Genomic DNA, 23,452 nt, shown 5'->3' with positions numbered 1-23,452 from the left:
GATATGAAAAGAATTGTATATTTTTTAGTTTCTCTGTTGGGATTTACCAAATTGGCGGCACAAGATCCTGCTGATTTTGTCCTTCCATCTATAATAAGTGATCATGCGGTGATGCAACGCGATGCCGAAGTGAAGCTTTGGGGATGGTGCCCCAGTGTTTGGGATTTGAAGATTGTGTGCAGCTGGGCTCCCAATGACACGGTTCATGTATCTTCTGATAAATATAAATATTGGGAAACTTATGTAAACACCCCCAAGGCTGAAGGACCGTACACCATTCAGTTTTATGGTTGGGAAGGTAAACTTTGTGCAGAGGTGAAAGACATTCTGATGGGAGAGACTTGGCTTTGTTCCGGTCAGTCAAATATGGAGTATTGCTTTAAGTGGCGTGTGGATGACATCACCGATAGAAGTACACTGTTTGACAATAAAAAGATTCGTTTTTTCAAGGTGGCTAAGTCATCCTCCGCATATCCGGTTGAGAGAATTCAGGGAAAGTGGGAAATCTGTTCCCCCGAAACTGCAGAAGACTTTAGCGTAGTGGCTTTTTGCTTTGGGAAAAAGTTGAATGAAGGGTTGGGCAATCTTCCTGTCGGGTTGATAGGGTCTTATTGGGGTGGCACTGCCATCGAGCCTTGGATTGACGAATTTACGTTGCGCCATGAGAAACTGGAAGAAAAGACTAAAGCATTGACTGCCGGATGGGCACCGACTGCTAATTCTTCTCTTTACAATGCGATGATCCATCCCATTATAAACTACACTATTGCCGGGGTTATATGGTATCAGGGAGAAGCTAACAATGAAAGGCATCAGGATTATGGAGTAATGTTTGATGCTATGATTAGGGGCTGGCGTAATGCTTTCCATCATTATCTGCCTTTCTATTTTGTCCAGATAGCTCCCTGGAGTGGCTATGCAGATAAAAATGCTGCGTATTTGCGTGAACAACAAGCCGATGTGGCTGCTACATTAAGAAATACCGGCATGGTTGTGGTGGGGGATTTGGTAAACGACCTGACAGATATTCATCCGAGTCTGAAGAGACAAGTAGGAGAACGATTGGCTGATATGGCTTTGAAAAATAGTTATCATAAAGAGGATATACAACCGTATTCGCCTATGCTAAAATCCTTTAGAGTAGATGGTCGTAAAGTAATTGTAACAACGACTGCTATTGGCAAACTTGCTTGCAGGGATAAGGCCATTCGCCATTTTGAGGTCGTGGATAAAGAGGGCAATTTGCATCCGGCTAAGGCTTCTATATTAAAGAATGGAGATATAAGTGTCATTGCCGATAAGGTGAAGGAACCGGTAGGAGTACGTTATTGTTTTTCCAATGATGCTATGCCTGATTTATTTGATAGTAACGGATTGCCTTTGGCTCCATTTAGAACAGATCGTAAAAAATGAAAAAATCTTTATTATATTTAGTTTGTTGTTTTATTTGCCTCTCTGCTTTTTCTCAAGCTTCTGATTTGAAGTTTCGTGACGGGAAGTTCAAGATTGTTCAGTTGACAGACCTGCATTGGGTAGAGAGTGATTCTTATAAATTGAAGAATGACAGCACTTGTCATTTGATTCGTGAAGTTATTCGTATAGAAGATCCGGATTTGGTTGTTCTTACAGGTGATGTAGTAGTTTCTTGGAATGCTAAGAAAGGATGGGAGAAATTGACCAAAATATTTTGGGAAACCCAAACTCCTTTTGTCGTGACCTTTGGCAATCATGATGAAGAAACGGATATGAACAATGCCCAGATATTGGACTATCTGTGTACACGGCCTTATAACCTGACTTATGATGCTGAAAAAGGACTTTCTGGCTCTGGCAACTGCATGTTGACCGTCCGTTCTTCTGATGCTGCATCCGAAAAATGGGTACTCTATTTCTTCGATTCTCACAATAATACCAAAGATCGTTCTTTTGGCTATTATGATTGGATTAAGCATGACCAGATAGAGTGGTATAGAAAAAGTAGCAGTCTGGTTACTGCTCGTAACAAGCGCATATTGCCTTCCTTGGCTTTCTTCCATATTCCTCTGCCTGAGCATGAAACGGCAAGGTGGACATGCCGGGAGTTTGGCGAGAAGCAGGAGGGTGTTTGTGCTCCAAGTGTGAATACCGGGTTGTACTCCTCATTTATAGAAAAGAGGGATGTTATTGGGGTGTTTGTAGGTCATGACCATAATAATGACTATATGGTTGATTTAGACGGCAACATAACTTTGGCCTATGGCCGGAAGACAGGTTATCCTTCCGCCTATAATGAAACGCTTAGCCGGGGGGTACGTGTCATTAATTTGCATGAAAATGAATCTGTTTTTGATACTTATATAAGAGATTTGAAAGGGACCTATTTTCATTATCAATTTGAGCAGAAAAACAAGGGCAGTAATATTCCTCGTTTCAGTGGTTCCTTTGTGCAAGAGTTTTTGGTGACAAATTGGGACGACGAACGTTGGAATCAGGAAATGGATATGCTGAAAGAAGCTGGCATGAAGTACCTGATTTATGCACCTGCATTGCTGGTGGATGAAAAAGGGAAAACAACTACAAATTATCCGTCTGCTCTGACGAAGAAGAAGCAAGGCAGCAGAACGCTTGAAAAGTGTTTGCAAAGTGCACAAAAAAATGGCATTAAAGTATTTGTAGGATTAAACTTTAATGAACGCTGGTGGAAAGTGGATTATGATGCTCACTGGTTGCTGGAACAAATGGAAGTGGGTAATAAGGTGGCAGATGAGCTTGTTGCCTTGTATAAAGAAAAGTATCCGGATGCCATGCATGGCTGGTATTGGGTTTGGGAGGTGGACAACTTGAATTGTATGACTTCTGAACGTCAATCAATTTTAGCAGAGGCATTGAATATGAATTTGAACCATCTTTCCGAGATTGCTCCGGGAATGCCTCTTATGTTGTCTCCGTTTATGAATTACAAGGTGGGTGGAAATGCTGAAGAATATGGCAAGATGTGGACGAACGTCTTTGCGCAAACCGACTTCCGTCCGGGAGATATATTCGCTCCTCAGGATTGTGTGGGTGCAGGTGGACTGAATTTGGATAATTTGTGGGAATGGTTCTCTAGTTTGAAGAAGGCTGTCAACACTAAACCTGGACTGAAGTTTTGGGGAAATGTAGAGACATTCGATCAGCGCTTTTGGACTAGTGCTCCTTTGGAAAGGGTTCAAAAACAGCTGGAGATTGTAAATGGTTATGTCGGCAACCTGATTTGTTTTGCATACAATCATTACAATAGCCCGTTTGTAGTCAATCCGGCGTATCATCAGGCATATCTTCAATATTGCCGGACGGGATGTTTGCCTATAATGGATATTCCTGAGAGAGTGAAGAGTGCCGCTGTACGAAAGGTGGCTAAGGGAATCGAAGTCAGTTGGATACCTGATGAGGTGAAAGCGGTTGACGGATACAGTATCTATCGTGATGGTCAGTTGATTATGAAATTGCAAATACGTGACGGACAACTTCCGAGGACTTTTGTTGATGCAGAAGGAACAATAGATAATGCTTATGAAGTGGCTGTTTATAATGTGATTGGCAAAGAATCCGCTAAAGTAAAGGCTGAATGACAACTATAAAATTGATAAATATGAAGAATGTAACTTTTATTATTTGGATTTTCGTTGTACTATGTGCAGGCTGCGGTTCTTCCACTTCAGTTGTGCAGGATGAAGTCTCTATGACTAAAAAACAATTGGCTGATAAAGTGAAAGGTGGTTGGGCGGCAAAAACTATTGGCTGTACTTATGGAGGACCGGTTGAATTCTTGCATAATGGTACTATGATTCAAGACTATACTCCCATAAAATGGTCCAAAGATAGGGTGAAATATTATTATGATACATTTCCGGGATTGTATGATGATATATATGTGGATATTGTATTTGTGAATGTGTTCGACCGTTTGGGCTTAGAGGCACCGGCCGATTCTTTTGCCGTTTCGTTTGCTGATGCTGGATTTCCTTTGTGGCATGCCAACCAAGTTGCGAAGTATAATATTAAGCAAGGCATTATGCCCCCCATGTCCGGACACTGGTTGAATAATCCTCATGCAGATGATATTGACTATCAGATAGAAGCCGATTTTGCAGGTCTAATGTCACCGGGCATGCCTAATACCGCTTCTGAAATTTCAGATAAAATCGGCCATATCTTTACGTATGGCGACGGCTGGTATGGTGGTGTGTATGTAGGAGCTCTGTATTCCATGGCTTTTGTTTCAGACGATATGGAGTATGTGGTAGAAGAGGCATTGAATACAATTCCCGAGCAAAGTGATTTTTATGCTTGTATAAAAGATGTGATTGGTTGGTATCGGAAATACCCTGATGACTGGAAACAGACTTGGTTTGAATGTCAGAAGAAGTGGACTTCGGAAGTGGGTTGCCCCGATGGTGTTTTTGTTCCGTTTGATATTGATGCAAAGATAAATAGTGCCTATGTGACCATAGGGCTGCTTTATGGCAAGAAAGATTTTTATCGGACAATTGATGTTTCGGCACGTTGCGGACAAGATTCTGATTGCAATGCGGCTACTGCTGCCGGCATATTGGGTACAATGCTTGGATATAGTAATATTCCGGAATTATGGAAAGAAAGTCTTTATGAAGTAGAGGACACCCCATTTGCCTATACGGAAGTTTCGCTGAATAAGCTTTATGAGTTAAGTTTGAAACTGGCTTTGGAGGTGATAGAGCAGGAAGGAGGCTCTATTCAGGGAGAGCAGGTTGTTATTAAAACGCAACAGCCGGTTGCTGTAAAGTATGAGAAAGCTTTTGAAGGCCATTATCCGGTAGAGAAGAAGGCTGTTAACTTTTTGTTGCAGGATTCTTCAGAGTTCATGTTTGATGGTAACGGATTTGTTTTGAAAGGATATGTGAAATGTTCTGATGAATCGTATATTGCGAGTGTTGCGATGTATGTGGATGGTTCTTTGGTAGAAACAGCCAACCTTCCCGTTGCAAAATCTACTTCTATAGACGATAGGAGGGTTGATTTGTTTCATAGATACCAGTTGCCTGATGCGGCGCACACGGTTGTTTTAAAATGGTTGAATCCTCGTAAAGACGCACAAGTTTATTTAGGTGAGGCGGTAATTTATTCCGGCCAGCCCAATCAATTAACCTATAAATAATCAGTCGTAATGTATATAGTTGAAAATTATGGATTGGCAGTAGCTCTTTGTTGGGTTACAATGCTTTGCTGGGGCTCTTGGGGAAATACCCAAAAGCTGGCAGCGAAAACCTGGCGATATGAACTTTTTTATTGGGATTATGTTGTTGGTATTCTTCTTTTCTCTTTGATATGGGGATTTACTTTGGGGAGTGCGGGGGATGCCGGTAGAGCTTTTGTTAATGATATGCTTCAGGTTGATGCTTCAAACTTCTGGAGTGCGTTTCTGGGAGGTGTCATTTTTAATGCATCCAATATCTTGCTGTCTTCTTCCATGTCATTGGCCGGTATGTCTGTCGCTTTCCCCGTAGGCGTTGGATTAGCTCTGGTATTAGGAGTATTTATAAATTACTTTAGCGTCCCTAAAGGCGATGCAACTGTGTTGTTTTCTGGAGTATTTCTGATTGTGCTTGCTATTATTTTTAATGGTATGGCTTCCGGTAAAGTTGCTAAAGGAGGAACAGACCAGGCAATGAGGAAAAAGGGGATTATCATAGCCGTGTGTGCAGGCATATTGATGGCATTTTTCTATCGTTTTGTAGCGGCTGCTATGGATTTAGAAAACCTGGAAGCGCCGACTGCGGGTATGATGACTCCTTATTCAGCATTGTTTGTATTTGCAGTGGGTATTTTTGTCAGCAACTTCTTCTTCAATACATTAGTCATGAAGAACCCCTTTGTCGGCAAACCGATGGCGTATAGTGACTATTTCAGTGGAAATATGAAGACGCATCTGGTTGGAATTCTGGGAGGGGCTATCTGGGCATTGGGGACTGCTTGTAGTTATATTGCTGCGGGAAAAGCTGGTGCGGCTGTCTCCTATGCTTTGGGACAAGGTGCCACTATGGTTGCTGCCTTATGGGGGATTTTTATCTGGAAAGAATTCAAGGGCGCATCTAAGCCAATAAATTTGCTGCTTGCGTTTATGCTGGTACTTTTCCTTTCAGGCTTGGGGTTGATAATTGTATCTGGTGGTAATTAAATTTTTTATTTTTAAATAATATACTATGAGACAAAAAAAACAAATGAAAATGTGGGGGCTGTTGGGATTGTTGGCTGCATTACCAATAATTTCTGTATGGGCAGGAAATAATGGCTCTGACGAATCTCGAAAAGAAAAAATGGTCAAATCGGTTTCTGTGATACAGCCTATTACAGGTACGTGGATTAATTTGGCCTACAAGGACGTACGGAATAAGTATACTAATCCACAACATTTTGATAATACGGATCCTAAATTATGGACTGCTAAAGTGCGTGAATTGGCCAATATGGGGATTGAATATTTGGTGTTTATGGAGGTTGCCAATGAAGGGAAAGCGTATTATCCGTCAAAGTTGATGCCGTGGGTATATAATGATAAATTGCAAAGCCCCGTTGACGCGATTCTTGACGAGGCGGCCAGACATGATATGAAGGTATTCATGAGTACGGGTTGGGCAAAAGACCAGGATGACAACCTGCTTGATCCGGCAATAAGGGAGCGCCAGCTTCAGATTATGGAAGAACTTGCGTCTCTCTATAAAAATCATAAGGCTTTCTATGGCTGGTATCTTCCGGTTGAAGATTGTATTTGCCCCATTTTTGCAGAGCATGCTGTGCAGTCAGTAAATACACTGACAGAGAAGGCTAAGTCCTTGACTCCCGGAAAGAAGACCTTGATATCTCCGTACGGGATTGGCTTGTCTGAATTCGACCATCCTGATTTTGAGAAGCAGATGGCAAAGTTGAAAGTGGATATCATTGCCTATCAAGATGAGGTGGGATGTGTGCGTGACAAGTTTACCCTTCCTCGTTTGAAAAAGAACTGGCAAAGGATGCGCGATATACACAACCGTCTGAATATTGAGATGTGGGCTAACTGCGAGACCTTTACTTGGGAGGAAGGAACCAATGACCGCCAGTCTGCTTTGATTCCGGCTGCTTATCCCCGTTTGCTGTCACAGCAGGCAGCGGCTTCTGCAGCCGGTGTTGATAGGATTATTTCGTTCATGTTCGGTGGAATTATTGAAGATCCGAAGTCCTCCTACCAATTGGGGCATCCGGTTTGGTCTAATGATTTGTACAACAATTATATGGCATGGAAAGAAGGGGACATTTTTTGGAAATTGTTTGAAGCGGCTTTGCTTGAGGCATTGGGCAATTCTGCTACCCCCGAAATGATTGGCAAGGCTGACATGAAGGCACTGGCAGATGGTCGGGTAGCCGAAGAGGATAGTGGAGACAGCCGTTGGGTAAGGTTTGAAAAAGGTCATCATGAGGTAGTGATTGATTTGCAAAAGAATACTTCGCTTCGAAAGGTGCTGGTACGTACTTTGAACTATAATCAGGAAAAGATAGGTGCTCCTTTGAAGGTTTATGTTTACACTTCTCAAGATGGCCAGACTTATAATCTGGCTTCAATAAAGGATGCTCCGTATTTTCCTAACAACAAGCATGATGCTTGGATTGACGGGGTGTTCTTCGAGAATCTGGATGAAAGGGCGCGCTATGTGAAGATTGCTTTTGATGCTTTGGAAAATGTATATATGGATGAGATATTTATTAATCCAGTAATCAGATAGAGGATATTGCAATGGGATTATTACGTGGGGATCATAGGGGAGTGAAGCCGCCCAAGCGTGAGTTCGTACCATCGTATTAATGTGTTTGTCCGTCTTTAAAGTAGTTTAGGGCTGTTAGAGTTTAGTTTATATGGAGCCATATCCTTGACAGATGGGAATCGGACATTGAATGCATTGAAAAACTTCATTTAATTATTTAATCAATAGAAAATCTATGAAAAGATTACACACATCAATGAAATGTATTGTTGGCATACTGTTGGTTGTCCTGATGGTTGTGCCGAACGGGCTGAAGGCCGAAACCACAGAGGTGTTCCAGGCTTCTAAAGTAACAGGAGTTGTTCTGGACGAACTGGGCGAACCGGTTATCGGTGTTACCGTGCGTGTCAAGAATGACAAGAGGAACGGTACTATCACGAATGCCGATGGACGCTATGTGATCAGTGTCTCAAAAAATGCGACATTGATATTCTCTTATATAGGTTACAGGACACAGGAGGTCGCAGTGAAGGGCAGAAATACGGTCAACGTGACATTGTCGGAGGACAGCCAGATGCTGGAAGAAACAGTAGTCATTGGTTATGGCAGTGTGAAAAAACGTGACCTTACAGGTGCTGTATCATCCTTGAAAAGTGAGGACTTGCTAAAAACCAACCCTGTGAGCATAAACCAGGGTCTGCAAGGAAAAATGGCAGGTGTAAATGTGTCTCAATCAGACGGTGCTCCTGGTGCGGGTATCAATATCCAGATCCGTGGTGCGAATTCATTTACTACCAGTACGGAACCTTTGTATGTGGTTGACGGCATGCCGTATTCCATGGGAGAAGGGCGTTCTACAGACTTTGGCATGAAGCAAAGTAATAACCCCTTGAGTACCATCAGTCCGCAGGACATTCTCTCCATTGAGGTTTTGAAGGACGCTTCGGCTACTGCCATTTATGGTTCCCGTGCAGCCAATGGGGTTGTTTTGATTACTACCAAATCAGGTTCTGAGGGAAAGACTAAAGTTCAACTCTCTGCCAATCTCAGTATTTCCAATCCCGTTAAGAGAATAGATGTGCTTGACGCATGTGACTATGCCTTATATCGTAATGAACGAATCACGAACGGGCTGTTGTATGACGGTTATTCGGAGGCTGACAGTTCTTTGGAATATCCATTGCAGGGATATTGGTCTGAAATAAAGGAACCCGATCCCATCACAGGTGAGATGGTGGTAGTAGGTAAGGAATATAAGCCCAGCCCTTGGGATTACCGCAATGGTTTTGATTATAAAGGAAAGATGTTCTATGGAACCAACTGGCAAGACCAGATCTTTCAGACTGCAATTAGCCAGGATTACAATGTTACCGTATCAGGTGGTGATAAGAAAGGCAGCTACATGTATTCTGGCGGGTATACAGATCAGCAAGGTGTAATTGTGAATTCTTACTATAGGCGTTATACGGCAAGAGCTAACAATAACCGTAAAATCAATGATTTTTTAGAGTTAGGTACTAATATCAGTTTCGCAACAGCGGATAATCGTTTTGCCCGTACTAATAGTGAAACTTATGGTGTGATTCCTGCTGCCATTTCATTCAACCCGACCCGTCCTGTGTTTGATCCGGATAAAGACTCAGGCTTCTCAGAAGATTTTTCTACCGGTTTAGCCAATCCCTATCTGACTGTACACACGGAAAAGAACATTCAGGAGACACTTAATGTTTTTATTTCCAGTTTTGGTGAACTGAAGTTTACTGACTGGCTGAGATATCGTCAAAAATTTGGTTATGGTTACAGTTACTATGAACGTAATACCTATAATAATCGTTGGACCGGTTCCGGAATCTCTCCTACTAATGGATATGCGACGAAATCCGATGACGCCTATGAAAGTATCACGACAGAGTCTCTATTGACTTTTGATAAAAAAATTGGAATCCATGCTGTTAATGCCATGTTTGGTATGACTTATGAAAAATATATGTGGCACAGTAAATGGATGGCGGCATCCAATTTCCCTAATGACATGAATGAAGACAATGTGATTCAAGCCGGTATTAAAGATCGCCGGATTGAGAGCAGTAGAGGGAAATCTCAGTTGATGTCCTATTTGTTTAGGGCTAATTATAATTTATTGGACCGTTATTTGTTTACATTTTCAATGCGCCGTGACGGATCTAGCAAACTGTCGGAATCACATCGTTGGGATAATTTCTATTCTGGTGCCATTGCGTGGCGTCTTTCTGATGAAGCTTTTCTGAAAAGGTTGAATTTTTTTGATAATTTAAAGCTGCGTGTCAGTGCCGGTCAGACAGGAGGGCAAGGTGTCAGTGCATATGCTACCCGTTCTCGCTTTGTAACTTCTGATTATGGCATGGGCGGTTCTTTACAGAGCGGTATGGCTGAGGACCGTTGGGGCGGTCCGGCTGCAACTCTTTTGAAGTGGGAGACAACCAACCAGTTCGATGTGGGTTTAGATATTGCTTTCTTGAATAGTCGTGTAAACTTGACGGTCGACGCTTATTATAAGAAAACAAAGGATTTGTTGCTTGACAAGCTTATCCCCATGAGTTCCGGGTTCAGTCGTATACAGGCCAATTATGGGAATGTGACGAATAAAGGTCTGGAAATTTCCGGACATTTTATTCCTGTCAAAGTACGCAATTTTTTGTGGAGCATTGATGCTAACATATCTTTTAACCGCAATAAAGTAGGTGGCTTGGATTCAGATCAATACTCGGATGTTGCTTGGGGGATTGAAAATATGTTTTTGGTACGTAATGGTGAGCCTATTGGTACGTTGTATGGTTATGTTGAAGATGGATTTTATGATAATGAGGCTGAGGTACGTGCGGATCCTTATTATAGGAATGAAACGGATTCTAAGGTAAAGAGCATGGTAGGGGAGGTCAAATATAAGAATTTTGATGAGGATCCTGTGATTGACAACCGTGATCGCCAGATAATTGGTGACACCAATCCCGATTTCCAATATGGTATAACCAATACATTGGAATGGAAAAACTGGACATTCAGTTTCTTTTTGCAGGGAACACAAGGTAATGATATTCTTAATGTCAATCTTAAGAAGTTTGATATGGCCAGTGTGGATAATATGCCTTATTTTATTTACAATAATCGTTGGACCGCAGAGAATAGGGCAAATGCTAAATGGCCACGAGCCAGTAGAACCAGCACACGTGCAATGAAGGCCTCTGACCGTTACATTGAGGACGGTTCTTATCTACGTTGTAAGAATGTCAGCTTAAGTTATCGTTTCCGCCATCCTATCAAATTTGTGGAAAGTATCAATCTGGCAGTCAGTGTCTCAAATTTGTTCACTATCTCTGGTTATAGTTGGATGGATCCTGATGTGAACTCTTTTGGTAGTGACCCTAAACGTAGAGGTGTGGATATGGCTTCCTATCCGAGTGCTCGCACATTCAACTTTGGTATTCAAATTGGATTTTAAATAATTGATGTTAGTATGAAAATCAAGAATATTTTAATGACATTGGGCTTGGGTTCCATGTTGATGACTTCTTGTTCATTGGATGAAGAAGTATATACATTTATTTCAGGTGAGGATCTTGCTGCTGACGGTGAATATGAACTGCTGGTGAATGGTGCTTATCAGCCATTGGCTTGGTTGTTTGAGTGGGGTAGTTATGACTCTGCGGTTAATTATGATAATGATTATCAGACAGGTCCTGGTTGGGCTTTTAAGGAAACCGGAACTGGTAACTTTTATAACAATGGTAGTATTAATAACCTTTTTGAATATTATTCGACTGCCATTCATCGTGCTAACTATCATTACTATTTGATAAGTACGATGACTAATGTGGCTGAAAAGGAGAAGAATAATGCTCTTGGTGAACTTCGGTTCCTTAAAGCGTGGGCCGAATTTGAGCTGGTACGTCGCTTTGGTCCTATTCCAATATTTAAAACGTCTATTAATGAGGGAAATGATACTTACCAGCCTAGAGCCTCTGTTAAGGAGGTATATGAAGATATTATTGCAAATCTAAAAGAAGCCGAAACTTTGCTTATGCCTCGTACGGATGCCAATTATCAGAAAGGGCATGTTTTTCGTGCCTCTGCTAAATCACTGTTGGCTTTAGTGTATGCGACGATTGGTTCTGCTTCAATGGAGAGTGGCAGGGTTATGGTCAAAGGTGGTCCCGGCAAAGTGACTAATCCTGATGGTACAGAGTCTGCTCTAATGCCTCAGGAAATTTGGCATGATAAGATTCGTCTTCCTGGTTATGAGGAGTTTGATTCACAAGAATATTATAGATTGGCGAAAGAAAAGGCGGGTGAGGTAATAACAGAAGGTGAGTGTACATTGGCTGCCAGCCAGAAAGACTTGTGGGCTCTTTCCAATAAGAATGGTCCAGAATTCTTGTTCTGTCTTCAGACTTATCCTGATGGAGACAATTTGTCTGGAAATTATTTAAGTGAATCTTATTATGGGTATTGGGATGATGATGGCACGATGGGTAAAGGGTATTATACCTACCGTGACCATTGGCTACAAATGTTTGATGATTGGGATGATGAACGCATTACCTGGGGAATCCTACACCGTTATCCTGGTTCTTACAATTCAGAAACTGGAGTTTATACTTGGTATTACTATCCGTTAAGAGATAGTGTCTATGTGAATCGTGAAGAAGCACCATATGAAGGCATCGAGCCTTATCAGAAAACAGACCAGCCTGCTTATGGCGCATATTTTGGCTCTCGTTTCACTAAATTTACGGCTGTAACGGGCACAATTGATGGTACACGTAAAGACTATAATTGGCCGTTTTTGCGTTATGCTGAAGTGTTGCTCCTTTATGCAGAAGCTGATAATGAATTGAACGGCCCTACTCAAGATGCATTCTCCAAGATGGAAATGTTGAATAGGCGCAATAATAGTACATTGGTGAGTGAACGTCATAAGAAAAAGCCGTTTGATAAGGAAACTTTCCGTTCGTTTATCCTCGAAGAGCGTGCTAAAGAGTTTGCGGTGGAGGGCAATCGCCGTACAGATTTGATCCGCTGGGGTATTTATCTGCCTGTAATGAACGCCATTGGAATGGATGAGAATGGTAATTTGAAGAGACGTGAAGAAAAACACTGGCTTATGCCTCTTCCACCCGATGAAATTAACGGTAATCCTTATATTGAGAAAAATAATCCTGGATGGTAATTGTTTAATTATTAATGGAGAATACAATGAAAAAGATAATAAGTTTAAAGGAGATGTACTTTGTTTGTGCCCTTCTTATAGGAATGTCTTGGACTTCTTGTTCTGATGACGATGAAACGGCTATTCCTATAAAATTGGCCAGTATAACTACCATTGCAGATTTAGATAAAGTGATTGTTGAAGCTGCTTTGGGTGATTTTATAGCTGTCCATGGAACAGGTTTGGACACCCATAATATTGATTCTATTTTGATTGATGATGTCAAGGTTGATATGCAGGAGGTATATACCGAGAATAGCATTCTGTTCATGAAAATTCCTGTGAAATTGGCGACTAATAAGACCAATAAAATCTATATTTATAATTCAACGGGCTGTTTTGAACTTCCTTTCAAGACTTTGGCTCCCGATTTGAAACTGACGCGTATGTTCAATGAGTATACCAAACCGGGCGATACTATTATGATTTATGGAGATTTTTTCAATTTGTATGAAATCGATTCACTGAATGCGGTTGTTGATTTCAATGGAAAGGTTTCCCCTGTTATACGGTCTGCTAATAATTATCTGACAGCCAAGGTGCCGGTTGATGTGGACAAGAATATCCGTGTCAAGGTCAAGGGATTGAAGCACAATGTAGAGGCGGTCTGTCCGGGACGTTATTATGACCGTGAATTCATGATCATGGATTTTGATGAACTGTTGCCAAGCGATGTAGCCAATGTTGTGACCGATGAGAAGGATCCGCAGCGTTTGAGCGGAAATTTTTTGAGAATTGATGAAAATTCTGTATATGTAGATCCTTGGTGGTGGTATATTGCAGAAAGGGGTGGCATTGAATATACGGAGGATATGCTGGGACTTGAGTCATGCAAGGATTATGTGGTGAAATGTGAGTTCCGTACATCCAATCAGTTCATCAAGGATAAAATAAGTTTCAGTATTTATCATTATTGGGCGGCAGCTCCTTGTGATTGGATTGCAACAGATTTCAATGTCCAGAACTTTAATCGGTGGGAGACCATTACATTACCGTGGAATGTATTCCAATCTGTGGATTATCCAGACTATTATCCGGGTTCATACACTAATTTTAATATGCTTCTGAAAATAGATCCTGAAATAGCCCGCAATTTTGCTTTCGATAATATTCGTATTTGCAAAAAAGGGGATTGATCTGTATTTTGTAGTGAGGACGGTAATTAGGTAATATATATTGCTGTCCTCATTTATATTTTGATATAATTTGTTTTGTAATACTATTTACTAAATCTGATAAACAATATGAATTTGAAAGGATGTATGGCTGTGTGGGCTGTTTTAGCCATAGGAGGATATGCCCTGCAGTCTTGTAATACTGCTCCGGTCAAAGAGGTGTGGCTGGATGAACTTGGCCAAGACTCATGCTATGTGCAGGATTGGGGAACTGTTGAGATAAACCGTTCGGTCGTGCTTACACCATTGACAGTCAATGGTATCGTTTATGAGCGCGGTTTGGGGGCACATTCTATCAGTCGTATACTGTATGACTTGAAGAGTGAGGCTGTGTCTATTTCCGGACTTGCTGGTGCCGACGATAACAATAGGTTTGCCGGCAAGCTTCAATTTAAAATAGTCGGTGATCAAAAGGAACTTTGGAAAAGTGGGGTCATGAAGAAAGGGGATCCCGTTAAAGAATTCAATGTGAGTCTGAAGGGGGTCGATAAAGTCTTGCTTCTTGTAGAGGAGTGTGGTGATGGTATCATGTATGACCATGCGGACTGGCTGAATGTTAAGATAGAAACTCGCGGTGATGTGAAGCCTGTTCGTGCTTGGGCAAAACCCATCGCTAAAGAAAAGTATATTTTGACTCCGCCGGCTCCTGAGGTTCCGGTTATCAATAACCCGCTGGTTTTTGGTGTACGTCCGGGCAGTCCTTTCTTGTGGTCCATAATGGCTACAGGTGACCGTCCGATGATCTTTGAGGCAAAGGGGCTTCCGGAAGGAGTCAGACTGGACGAGAAGACAGGCCGTTTTACGGGTAAGGCAATGAAGGAAGGTGATTATAATGTTTTACTGAAGGCAACCAACAGCAAGGGAACTGCCGAAAAGGAAGTGACGGTCAAGGTGGGCGGTGAGATAGCCTTGACCCCTTCGATGGGATGGAACAGTTGGAATTGCTGGGGACTTTCCGTGGATGACCAAAAAGTGAGGGATGCTGCCCGCATGATGAGTGAGAAATTGCACGCGTACGGTTGGGAATATATAAACATTGATGACGGATGGGAAGCACCGGAACGTACCAAAGGCGGTGAAATCCTTTCTAATGACAAATTCCCGGATTTCAAGGCTCTGACCGATTATATCCACGGATTAGGACTGAAATTCGGTATTTATTCTTCTCCGGGTGCTACCACATGCGGTGGTCATGTAGGCAGTTATCAGCATGAGGAAATTGATGCCAGGACTTGGGAACGCTGGGGAGTGGATTACTTGAAGTATGACTATTGCGGTTATCTGGATATTGAAAAGGATTCGAAAGAAGAGACCATTCAGGAACCTTATATCGTTATGCGAAATGCTTTGGATAAGGTAAAACGTGATATTGTATTTTGTGTAGGTTATGGCGCTCCCAATGTCTGGAATTGGGCGGCTGAAGCAGGAGGTAATCAGTGGCGTACTACACGTGATATTACTGACGAATGGAATGTGGTGACTGCGATTGGGACCTTCCAGGATGTGTGTGCAGATGCCACGGCACCAGGTAGAAACAATGATCCGGACATGCTGGTGGTTGGCAAATTGGGGCAAGGCTGGGGAAGCAAGGTGCATGATTCTTACTTGACAGCTGATGAGCAATATTCCCACATCTCTTTGTGGTGCATTCTTTCTGCCCCTTTGTTGATCGGTTGTGATATGGCAAATATGGATGACTTCACACTGAATCTTCTGACAAACAATGAAGTGATAGCGGTCAGTCAAGATCCGATGGTGGCTCCGGCTAGAAAGATGCTTGTCAAGAACGGACAGATCTGGTCTAAGAAATTGTATGACGGTTCTTATGCGGTAGGGTTCTTCCATGTGGATCCTTATTTTATTCTTTGGGATCAAGATGATGCTGAATCCATGCAGATGCGTGACTATGAATTCGACTTTGATTTGAACCTGCTAGGTATTGAGGGGAAGGCGATGGTCCGTGATTTATGGAGGCAGAAGGACTTGGGAGAAGTGGACGGCAGTTTCCAGACTAAAGTGCCTTATCATGGTGTCACTTTCGTAAAAATAACCCCAATAAAATGAATTCTGTCAAATTTGGAGAAGAATGAAGAAATTATATTTATCCATCGCTTTTTTGCTGACTTTTACTTTCCAGGTCCCTGCGCAACTGCAGGGACTGGATGTGGTGAAAGTTCCGGAGGCACAGCAGCCATATTCCGGAGAGTACATATATATACCTGATGTGGACGGCTATAAGGCTCTGAAATGTGATTTTCATGTACATACTATTTTTTCCGACGGGGATTTGAAACCGGAAAACCGCGTATGGGAAGGGGCGATTCGTGGGTTGGATGTCATAGCTATCACGGATCATATTGAATATCGTCCGAACAGTTACATCAAAGCCGACCACAACGAATCTTATAGAAGGGCCAAGACTATTGAGGCAAGTTCTAAGGTTATAGTTATTCAAGGAGCGGAAATCACCCGCTCCAAACCGATAGGGCACATCAATGCCCTTTTCTTGAGCGATGCCAATGCGCTGGATGTGGATGACCCTTTGACTGCAATAGACAATGCTCTGGCCCAAGGAGCCTTTATCATGTGGAATCATCCGGGCTGGCCCAATGACACAAGCACTATCTATAAGGTACATGAAGAGCTTATCAGGCAGAAGAAAATTCATGGGATTGAACTGGTAAATGGCTTCGAGTACTACCCAAAGGCTTTTAATTACTGTAAGGATTACGGTTTGACATATATGGGAAACACTGATATACATGGCGTCTATAGGCAGACGTATCGTACGGATATACAAAGCGGTCCTATGACAGTTGTTTTTGCCAAGGAGCGTTCGGAGGAAGGGGTAAAGGAGGCATTGTTTGCCGGACGTTCTGTTGTGAAGTTTGGAGATATTCTGATTGGTTCTGAGAAGAATCTGACGGCCTTGGTAAAGGCCTGTCTGACATATGAGGTGAAGAATACGCATGATAACCAGGCGCTGGTGAAAGTCATGAATAAATCTACACTGAACTTTGAAATCCTGTTGGATAATAAGTCAGTTACTATATTAGGCAATGCAACCACTGAATTTAAGGTCCGCTTGAATGACAAGGCGAAGTTCACTAACACTTATATTACGGATAACAGCCAGCTGGTGATTGATGTGTCGTCTTTACGGTAGGGCTTGTCATAAACCTTTAATTAATTCGTATACTATGAAGAAAATTTTGATTATACTTTTAGCTTTTCTATCTCCTCCTTTTTTTATGGTGATAATGGGGGGATGGATTCATTGAGGCAAGAAAAGGTTTATGTTCATATGGACAAGCCTTTTTATCTGGTGGGTGATACCATTTGGATGAAGGGGTATCTGGTTGATGCGCGGACGCATAGGAACAGGATGTCCGGAGCCGTTTTCTGTATGTGGAATTGATCAGTGACAGAAATAAAGTGCTGCTCCGTAAGAAGATAATGGAGGAGAAGAGTATATTCCGTAATTTTTTTCTTGGAGGAAGATATTCCAGAAGGGGCGGTATAGGCTTCGTGCTTACACCAATCTTATGCGCAATGCAGATGAATCCTTTTTTATACGCGACAGTTTGCTGTCTATAAGGATACGGAATCCTTGCTTATGTTGAAGGTGAGGTATGAGAAGGAGAAGGAAAATAGGTACCTCATGCTACTTTGTTACGTCGTGATGGAGAACCATACTCCAAGAAAAGCGTAGAGTATATGGTCTGTACCAAGGATTCTAATAATAAAGTCTGTGTCGGAAGAACAAATTTGGCAGGTGATATACTGGCCACTTTTCAAAGCGAGCATGAGGGCATTGGCTACTTTTTATTATCTGCAACAGATGGCAATTCACTATACGGTTGCGTCTGACAGTTCAGACCAGGAAAAGCGCTTTAAATTGCTGCTAGCTGTATCCGATCGGGTTGCCTTGTCTGTCACTTAGGATGATTCTTTGATATACTATAGGATGTGTGTCCCTTTCTGTCTGCATGCTGGAAGAGAAGTTGGTATTGTTGCCCCACGTATGTGGGCAGGTCGTACATCGTAGTCATATCTCTACGATGGAACTGAGGTCTCATTTCCAAGAGGGAAATGCCGGAGGTGATTGTACACTTCACTGCATTCAATGCGGTGAAGAAGCTTTGACGGAACGCCTTGTCTTTGTCCGTCAGCATGCCTCTCTTTTTCAGATGTCAGTGTTGGGCTCTCCGACAAAGAGCAGGGCTTTTCTGCATCCGGCGTTGTCTGGGAATTCCTTATGGCAACCTGAATGGGCATAAGTTATTAGTGGCCATCGCTAAAGATAGATAGGGCAATTTCTGCATAACCCACGATTTCCCTGATATGAGGGGATTCATAATTACCCCTTTCTGGAAAAAGGCACAACACTATAAGATCCGGCTGAAGGAGGACACTTATCCATCAGTCCCCCGGCTTTTATGGAGGTCTATGGTCAGGGCTAAGGCTGCCGATATTTGTACGAAGTGAACAATAAGACTGTCAACGGGATGAAGGTGTATCAGCTTCCTGAGGTGACGATACAAGGAGAGTACACTGGTCCTGATTACTTTTATCAGTCCTTTTAAGGGCGATCACTGTTTGGGGGCATGAGTGTCTACCGATAAGTCTTGGTATAATTATGAATATATGAATAATAAATGTATAATAATAAAAAACGAGTATTATGAAAGGACGGATTTTGTGTTTTGTGATTGTAGTGTGTAGTTTTCTTGTTGCCCATGCTGATGGAGCTGACTCATTGGCGCTGACCCCTCCCATGGGATGGAACAGCTGGAACTGTTTCAGTTGTGATGTGAACGAACGGCAGATACGCGAGATGGCCGACCTGATTGTGGCAAACGGGATGCGGGATGCGGGTTATACTTATGTGAATGTGGATGATTGCTGGCAGGTGGGACGTGATGCGGATGGGAATATTGTGGTTGATTCGGTGCGTTTCCCTTCCGGTATAAAAGCTTTGGCAGACTATATACATTCCAAGGGATTGAAGTTCGGCATTTATTCCTGCGCTGGTTCACTGACTTGTGCCGGGCGTCCGGGGAGCCGTGGATATCAGTTCCAGGATGCTCGCACTTATGCGGAATGGGGTGTGGATTTTTTGAAGTATGACTGGTGCTTTGATGAGGGGCAGAGTCCTCAGGGAGCTTACCGTACCATGCGTGATGCCTTGAAGGCTAGCGGTCGTCCGGTGGTGTTCTCTATCTGTGAGTGGGGGAGCAGCAAGCCGTGGACATGGGCCAAAGGTATCGGCCACTTGTGGAGGACTACGGGGGATATTATCAATGCCTTTAAAGGTACAGTACATTGGGGCGGATGCAGTGTTGTGGATATCATCGATAAGAATGCGGATTTGTGGCCTTATGCTGGTCCTGGGCATTGGAATGACCCGGACATGCTGCAAGTCGGCAACGGAGTGCTGACTGCTGAGGAGAACCGTTCACATTTTACCATGTGGTGTATGCTGGCCGCACCGCTGTTGGCGGGAAATGACCTGAGGACTATGGACAGGGAGACGCTGTCCATTCTGACGAATAAGGATGTGATTGCTATAAATCAGGACAAGCTGGGCATACAGGGTCGTCGTTACATGAAAATAGAACAGCATGAGATATGGGTTAAGCAGTTGTCTGACGGGGAAGCCGCTGTATGCTTCTTCAATCGTGACGAACAGCCGTGGACATTCGAGTATCAGTTTGGGAAAGACAAATCCCATCTCCACTTTGCGGATATCCGGTTTTGGGAATTGGAGTATGATGTTTATGATATTTGGGACGGGAATAGGCATCTTGGCACCTCCAACGACAATCTGAGTTTCAAAGTCCCTGCGCACGGTGTTGTCTTGGTAAGACTTTCCCCTAAAAACAAAAAATAATAATTTGTCATGGTAAAACTACTTTTCAGTGTAATGTGTATACTCATGTCTGTTTCCGGCTTTGCCCAGGAGCAGATCAAGATCAAGCACGGCCCTTATCTCCAGAACCTAAAGGAAACGGAAGTGACAATAGTCTGGCTTTCGGATAAGCCTTCTATAGGTTGGGTGGAGATTGCTCCGGATGATGGTACGAGTTATTACCGTACTGAGCGTATCAAGTTTTTTGATACGGTCAATGGCGTGAAGAATGTTTCGGAATTGCATGCGGTACGTGCCACGGGCCTTGCTCCCGGTACTAGCTACCGTTACCGTGTCTATGCCAGGGAGGTGCTTTCCCGCAGGGGGGAGGAGGTCATATATGGCAATGCTACGGCTCCGAGTATCTATGACCGCCGAGGATTGAAATTTACCACCAATGACAGTAGCAAGTCCGTGGCCTCTTTTGTCATGCTGAATGATATTCATGGCAATACGGACTATATACCTAAATTGCTGGCCGCTGCGGACTTCAAGAAAACAGACATGGTCATCTATAACGGTGACATGCTCAATAACCTACTGGATGAGGAGGAGTTGTTTAAAGGCTTCATGGACATCTCCATAGATATGTTCGCTACCTGCAAACCGTTGTATTATGCCCGTGGAAACCATGAGACACGTGGCTCATTTGCCACTTCCTTTCATCGTTTTTTCTCTCCGAAGGAACCCCATCTGTATTTTTTGATACGGCAGGGACCTGCTTGCTTCATTTTCTTGGATACCGGTGAGGACAAGCCTGACTCTGATATTGAATATCATGGTATCACCGACTATGACAATTACCGTACACAACAGGCGGAGTGGCTTGCAGAAGCCGTTAAATCCAGAGAATTCCAGGATGCGTCTTTCAGGATAGTGATCGCCCATATGCCTCCTTTGCCTGAAACTGACATCTGGCACGGGCAGGCCGAGGTCTTGGACAAGTTCGTTCCGATACTGAACGAGGCTGGAGCTGACGTGATGCTGTGTGGGCATTTGCATGAATATTTTAATAACAAGCCCACGGACAAAGTGCATTTTCCGGTAATAGACAATTCCTCCAATACAGTTTTAAAAGGTGTCATAAAGAGGGATAGGCTGGATATTGAGATAAGGGATATGAGTGGCGGGATAGTGGATACAATTTCTATAATGGCCCGATAGTTTTGTTATTTGTTGTTTTGGAACTTGGAATAATAATATTTGATTTGAAATAATATGAGAAACATGCATGATGTAACTGTGAAATGGATTTTTTTTCTGCTTTTGGTTATGGCGGGAAAAGCTGCAATGGCTGAAGGCATTACCTCACCGGATGGAAACCTCCGGCTTGATTTTGTGGTGAACTCTTCCGGTGAGCCTGTGTATCGATTGTCTTATAAGAACAAAGCCGTGGTGAATCCATCGAAGCTGGGGTTGGAATTGCAGGACGATCTGGGCCTGATGGATGGTTTTACACTTGTGGAGGCCAAGACCTCAACATTTGATGAAACCTGGAAACCCGTGTGGGGCGAAGTGGCACAAATACGGAATCATTACAACGAGCTGGCTGTGAGGTTGGAACAGAAGGAACAGGACCGTCATATCGTCATCCGTTTCCGCCTTTATGATGACGGTTTGGGATTCCGTTATGAGTTCCCTTTGCAAAGAGGTCTGCACTGTTTTACGGTCAAAGAGGAGCATACCCAGTTTGCTATGACAGGGGACCATACCGCTTTCTGGATTCCCGGTGACTATGACACTCAGGAGTACGACTATACTGAGTCCCGTTTGTCCGAAATCCGCGGCTTGATGGATAAGGCGGTGACGGTGAATGCCTCCCAGTTTGTTTTCTCGCCTACGGGTGTGCAGACCTCCTTGCAGATGAGGACGGACGATGGTCTGTACATCAATCTGCATGAAGCGGCTTTGGTGGACTATTCCTGTATGCATCTCAACCTGGATGACAAAAAACTCGTTTTTGAATCGTGGTTGACGCCGGATGTTTTGGGAAATAAGGCCTATATGCAGGCTCCCTGCAAAACCCCGTGGCGTACTGTCATGGTGAGCGATGATGCCCGTGATATTTTGGCCTCCAAGCTTACCCTGAATCTGAACGATCCTTGTGCATATGAAGACGTCTCATGGATTAAGCCGGTGAAGTATGTAGGCGTGTGGTGGGAGATGATTACCGGCCAGAAGTCATGGAGCTATACGGATGAACTGATTGCCATGCGTTTTGGAGAAAACGACTATACTAAAATCAAACCGAACGGCCGGCATGGCGCCACTAATGAAAGAGTGAGACGCTATATAGACTTTGCCGCCGAACATGGTTTCGACCAAGTATTGGTGGAAGGCTGGAACGAAGGATGGGAAAGTTGGGGAGGGAGCTCTCGTGACTTCGTGTTCGACTTTGTGACGGCCTATCCCGACTTTGACGTGAAGATGCTGAATGCTTATGCACACAGCAGAGGGGTCAGGCTGATGATGCATCATGAGTCTTCGGCTTCGGTACGCAATTATGAACGCCATCTGGACAAGGCCTATCAGTTCATGGCGGATAATGGCTATAACTCTGTAAAGAGTGGCTATGTAGGCGATATAATCCCCCGTGGAGAACATCACTGCGGACAATGGATGAACAACCACTACCTCTATGCCATACAAAAAGCTGCCGAATATAAGATTTGTGTGAATGCGCACGAAGCAGTACGTCCTACCGGTTTGTGCCGCACCTATCCCAACCTGATTGGCAATGAATCGGCCCGTGGTACGGAATTTGAGCCTTACGACGGCAATAAGCCCTTCCATACCACCGTGCTTCCTTTCACCCGTCTGATTGGTGGTCCGATGGATTATACCCCGGGCATCTTTGACATTTACCTGAATTTTATGAATCATGACAATCACGGGCAGATTCATTCCACGCTGGCAAAGCAACTGGCATTATACGTCACCCTCTACAGTCCGTTGCAGATGGCTGCCGATTTGCCGGAGAATTATGAATCTCATTTGGACGCTTTCCAGTTCATCAAGGACGTGGCGGTAGACTGGGATGAGAGCAAGTATCTCGAAGCGGAGCCGGGAGACTATATCACCGTGGCCCGTAAAGCCAAGGGTACGGAGAACTGGTTTGTGGGAGGCATTACCGATGAGCACGCACGTACTTCAGCTTTTGTTCTTGACTTTCTGGAACCGGGCAGGCAATACGTAGCTACGCTTTATGCCGATGCCGAAGATGCTGATTTTGAAAAGAATGCTACAGCTTACCGGATTAGGAAAGGTATTGTGACGAACAAGAGCAAGATGAATGTGAAGCTGGCGCGCAGCGGTGGATTTGCCCTGAGCTTGACAGAGGCCACACCGGAAAATATGAAAGGAGTAAAGAAATGGAAATAGGTTG

14 protein-coding genes are annotated in these 23,452 nt (G+C 43.4%); 13 read left to right on the top strand and 1 reads right to left on the bottom strand.

Going from position 1 to position 23,452, the window contains the following annotated elements; translation table 11 throughout:
* Positions 1–3: 3 nt before the first annotated feature.
* From DWY57_RS14855 to DWY57_RS14810, 10 genes are all read left to right on the top strand, one after another.
* Positions 4–1,413 (top strand): sialate O-acetylesterase, encoded by a 1,410-nt coding sequence (locus DWY57_RS14855; RefSeq protein WP_119961987.1) that lies wholly within the window; start codon positions 4–6, stop codon positions 1,411–1,413.
* Entirely contained in the window at positions 1,410–3,590 is a 2,181-nt protein-coding gene (locus tag DWY57_RS14850; RefSeq protein ID WP_119961986.1) for a DUF4434 domain-containing protein, read from the top strand. Before DWY57_RS14855 ends, DWY57_RS14850 begins: the two co-directional genes overlap by 4 nt.
* A 20-nt stretch (positions 3,591–3,610) precedes the next feature.
* Positions 3,611–5,155, top strand: coding sequence for an ADP-ribosylglycohydrolase family protein (locus tag DWY57_RS14845; RefSeq protein ID WP_117600983.1), 1,545 nt, complete (start codon positions 3,611–3,613; stop codon positions 5,153–5,155).
* A gap of 9 nt (positions 5,156–5,164) precedes the next feature.
* On the top strand, positions 5,165–6,175 hold the full coding sequence (locus DWY57_RS14840) for a GRP family sugar transporter (RefSeq protein WP_117600970.1): 1,011 nt from the start codon (positions 5,165–5,167) through the stop codon (positions 6,173–6,175).
* A 25-nt stretch (positions 6,176–6,200) separates the two neighbouring features.
* Complete coding sequence (locus DWY57_RS14835) at positions 6,201–7,757, top strand: DUF4434 domain-containing protein (RefSeq protein ID WP_165491394.1); 1,557 nt, start codon at positions 6,201–6,203, stop codon at positions 7,755–7,757.
* A gap of 235 nt (positions 7,758–7,992) precedes the next feature.
* Positions 7,993–11,214, top strand: coding sequence for a TonB-dependent receptor (locus DWY57_RS14830; RefSeq protein ID WP_171030444.1), 3,222 nt, complete (start codon positions 7,993–7,995; stop codon positions 11,212–11,214).
* A gap of 15 nt (positions 11,215–11,229) precedes the next feature.
* On the top strand, positions 11,230–12,942 hold the full coding sequence (locus DWY57_RS14825) for a RagB/SusD family nutrient uptake outer membrane protein (RefSeq protein ID WP_117600968.1): 1,713 nt from the start codon (positions 11,230–11,232) through the stop codon (positions 12,940–12,942).
* Between the two features lie 26 nt (positions 12,943–12,968).
* A complete protein-coding gene (locus tag DWY57_RS14820) occupies positions 12,969–14,117 on the top strand; it encodes a glycan-binding surface protein (RefSeq protein WP_117600981.1) in 1,149 nt (382 codons plus the stop codon).
* A gap of 108 nt (positions 14,118–14,225) precedes the next feature.
* Positions 14,226–16,220 (top strand): NPCBM/NEW2 domain-containing protein, encoded by a 1,995-nt coding sequence (locus tag DWY57_RS14815; protein WP_117600967.1) that lies wholly within the window; start codon positions 14,226–14,228, stop codon positions 16,218–16,220.
* Positions 16,221–16,242: 22 nt separating this feature from the next.
* Positions 16,243–17,322, top strand: coding sequence for a CehA/McbA family metallohydrolase (locus DWY57_RS14810; RefSeq protein WP_117600966.1), 1,080 nt, complete (start codon positions 16,243–16,245; stop codon positions 17,320–17,322).
* Between the two features lie 769 nt (positions 17,323–18,091).
* Here DWY57_RS14810 and DWY57_RS14800 read toward each other — a convergent pair.
* Positions 18,092–18,331 carry a hypothetical protein gene (locus tag DWY57_RS14800; RefSeq protein WP_119961984.1) on the bottom strand — a complete coding sequence of 80 codons (240 nt, stop codon included), beginning with the start codon at positions 18,329–18,331 and terminating at the stop codon, positions 18,092–18,094.
* A gap of 509 nt (positions 18,332–18,840) precedes the next feature.
* Here DWY57_RS14800 and DWY57_RS14795 point away from each other — a divergent pair.
* Genes DWY57_RS14795 through DWY57_RS14785 form a run of 3 tightly spaced genes read left to right on the top strand, consistent with a single transcriptional unit; the run spans position 18,841 to position 23,448 of the window.
* Entirely contained in the window at positions 18,841–20,049 is a 1,209-nt protein-coding gene (locus tag DWY57_RS14795; protein ID WP_117600965.1) for a glycoside hydrolase family 27 protein, read from the top strand.
* 9 nt (positions 20,050–20,058) lie between these two features.
* Complete coding sequence (locus DWY57_RS14790; protein ID WP_117600964.1) at positions 20,059–21,231, top strand: FN3 domain-containing metallophosphoesterase family protein; 1,173 nt, start codon at positions 20,059–20,061, stop codon at positions 21,229–21,231.
* 54 nt (positions 21,232–21,285) lie between these two features.
* Positions 21,286–23,448: a glycoside hydrolase family 97 protein gene (locus tag DWY57_RS14785; protein WP_117600963.1), complete on the top strand. Its 2,163-nt coding sequence runs from the start codon at positions 21,286–21,288 to the stop codon at positions 23,446–23,448.
* The last annotated feature ends 4 nt before the right edge of the window (positions 23,449–23,452 follow it).

This window comes from Bacteroides sp. AF25-5LB (assembly GCF_003602965.1).
In the GTDB taxonomy this organism is placed as follows: Bacteria; Bacteroidota; Bacteroidia; order Bacteroidales; family Bacteroidaceae; genus Bacteroides; species Bacteroides uniformis.
Note: the sequence above shows the minus strand (reverse complement) of the source record. Positions and strands in the feature narration are given on the sequence as shown.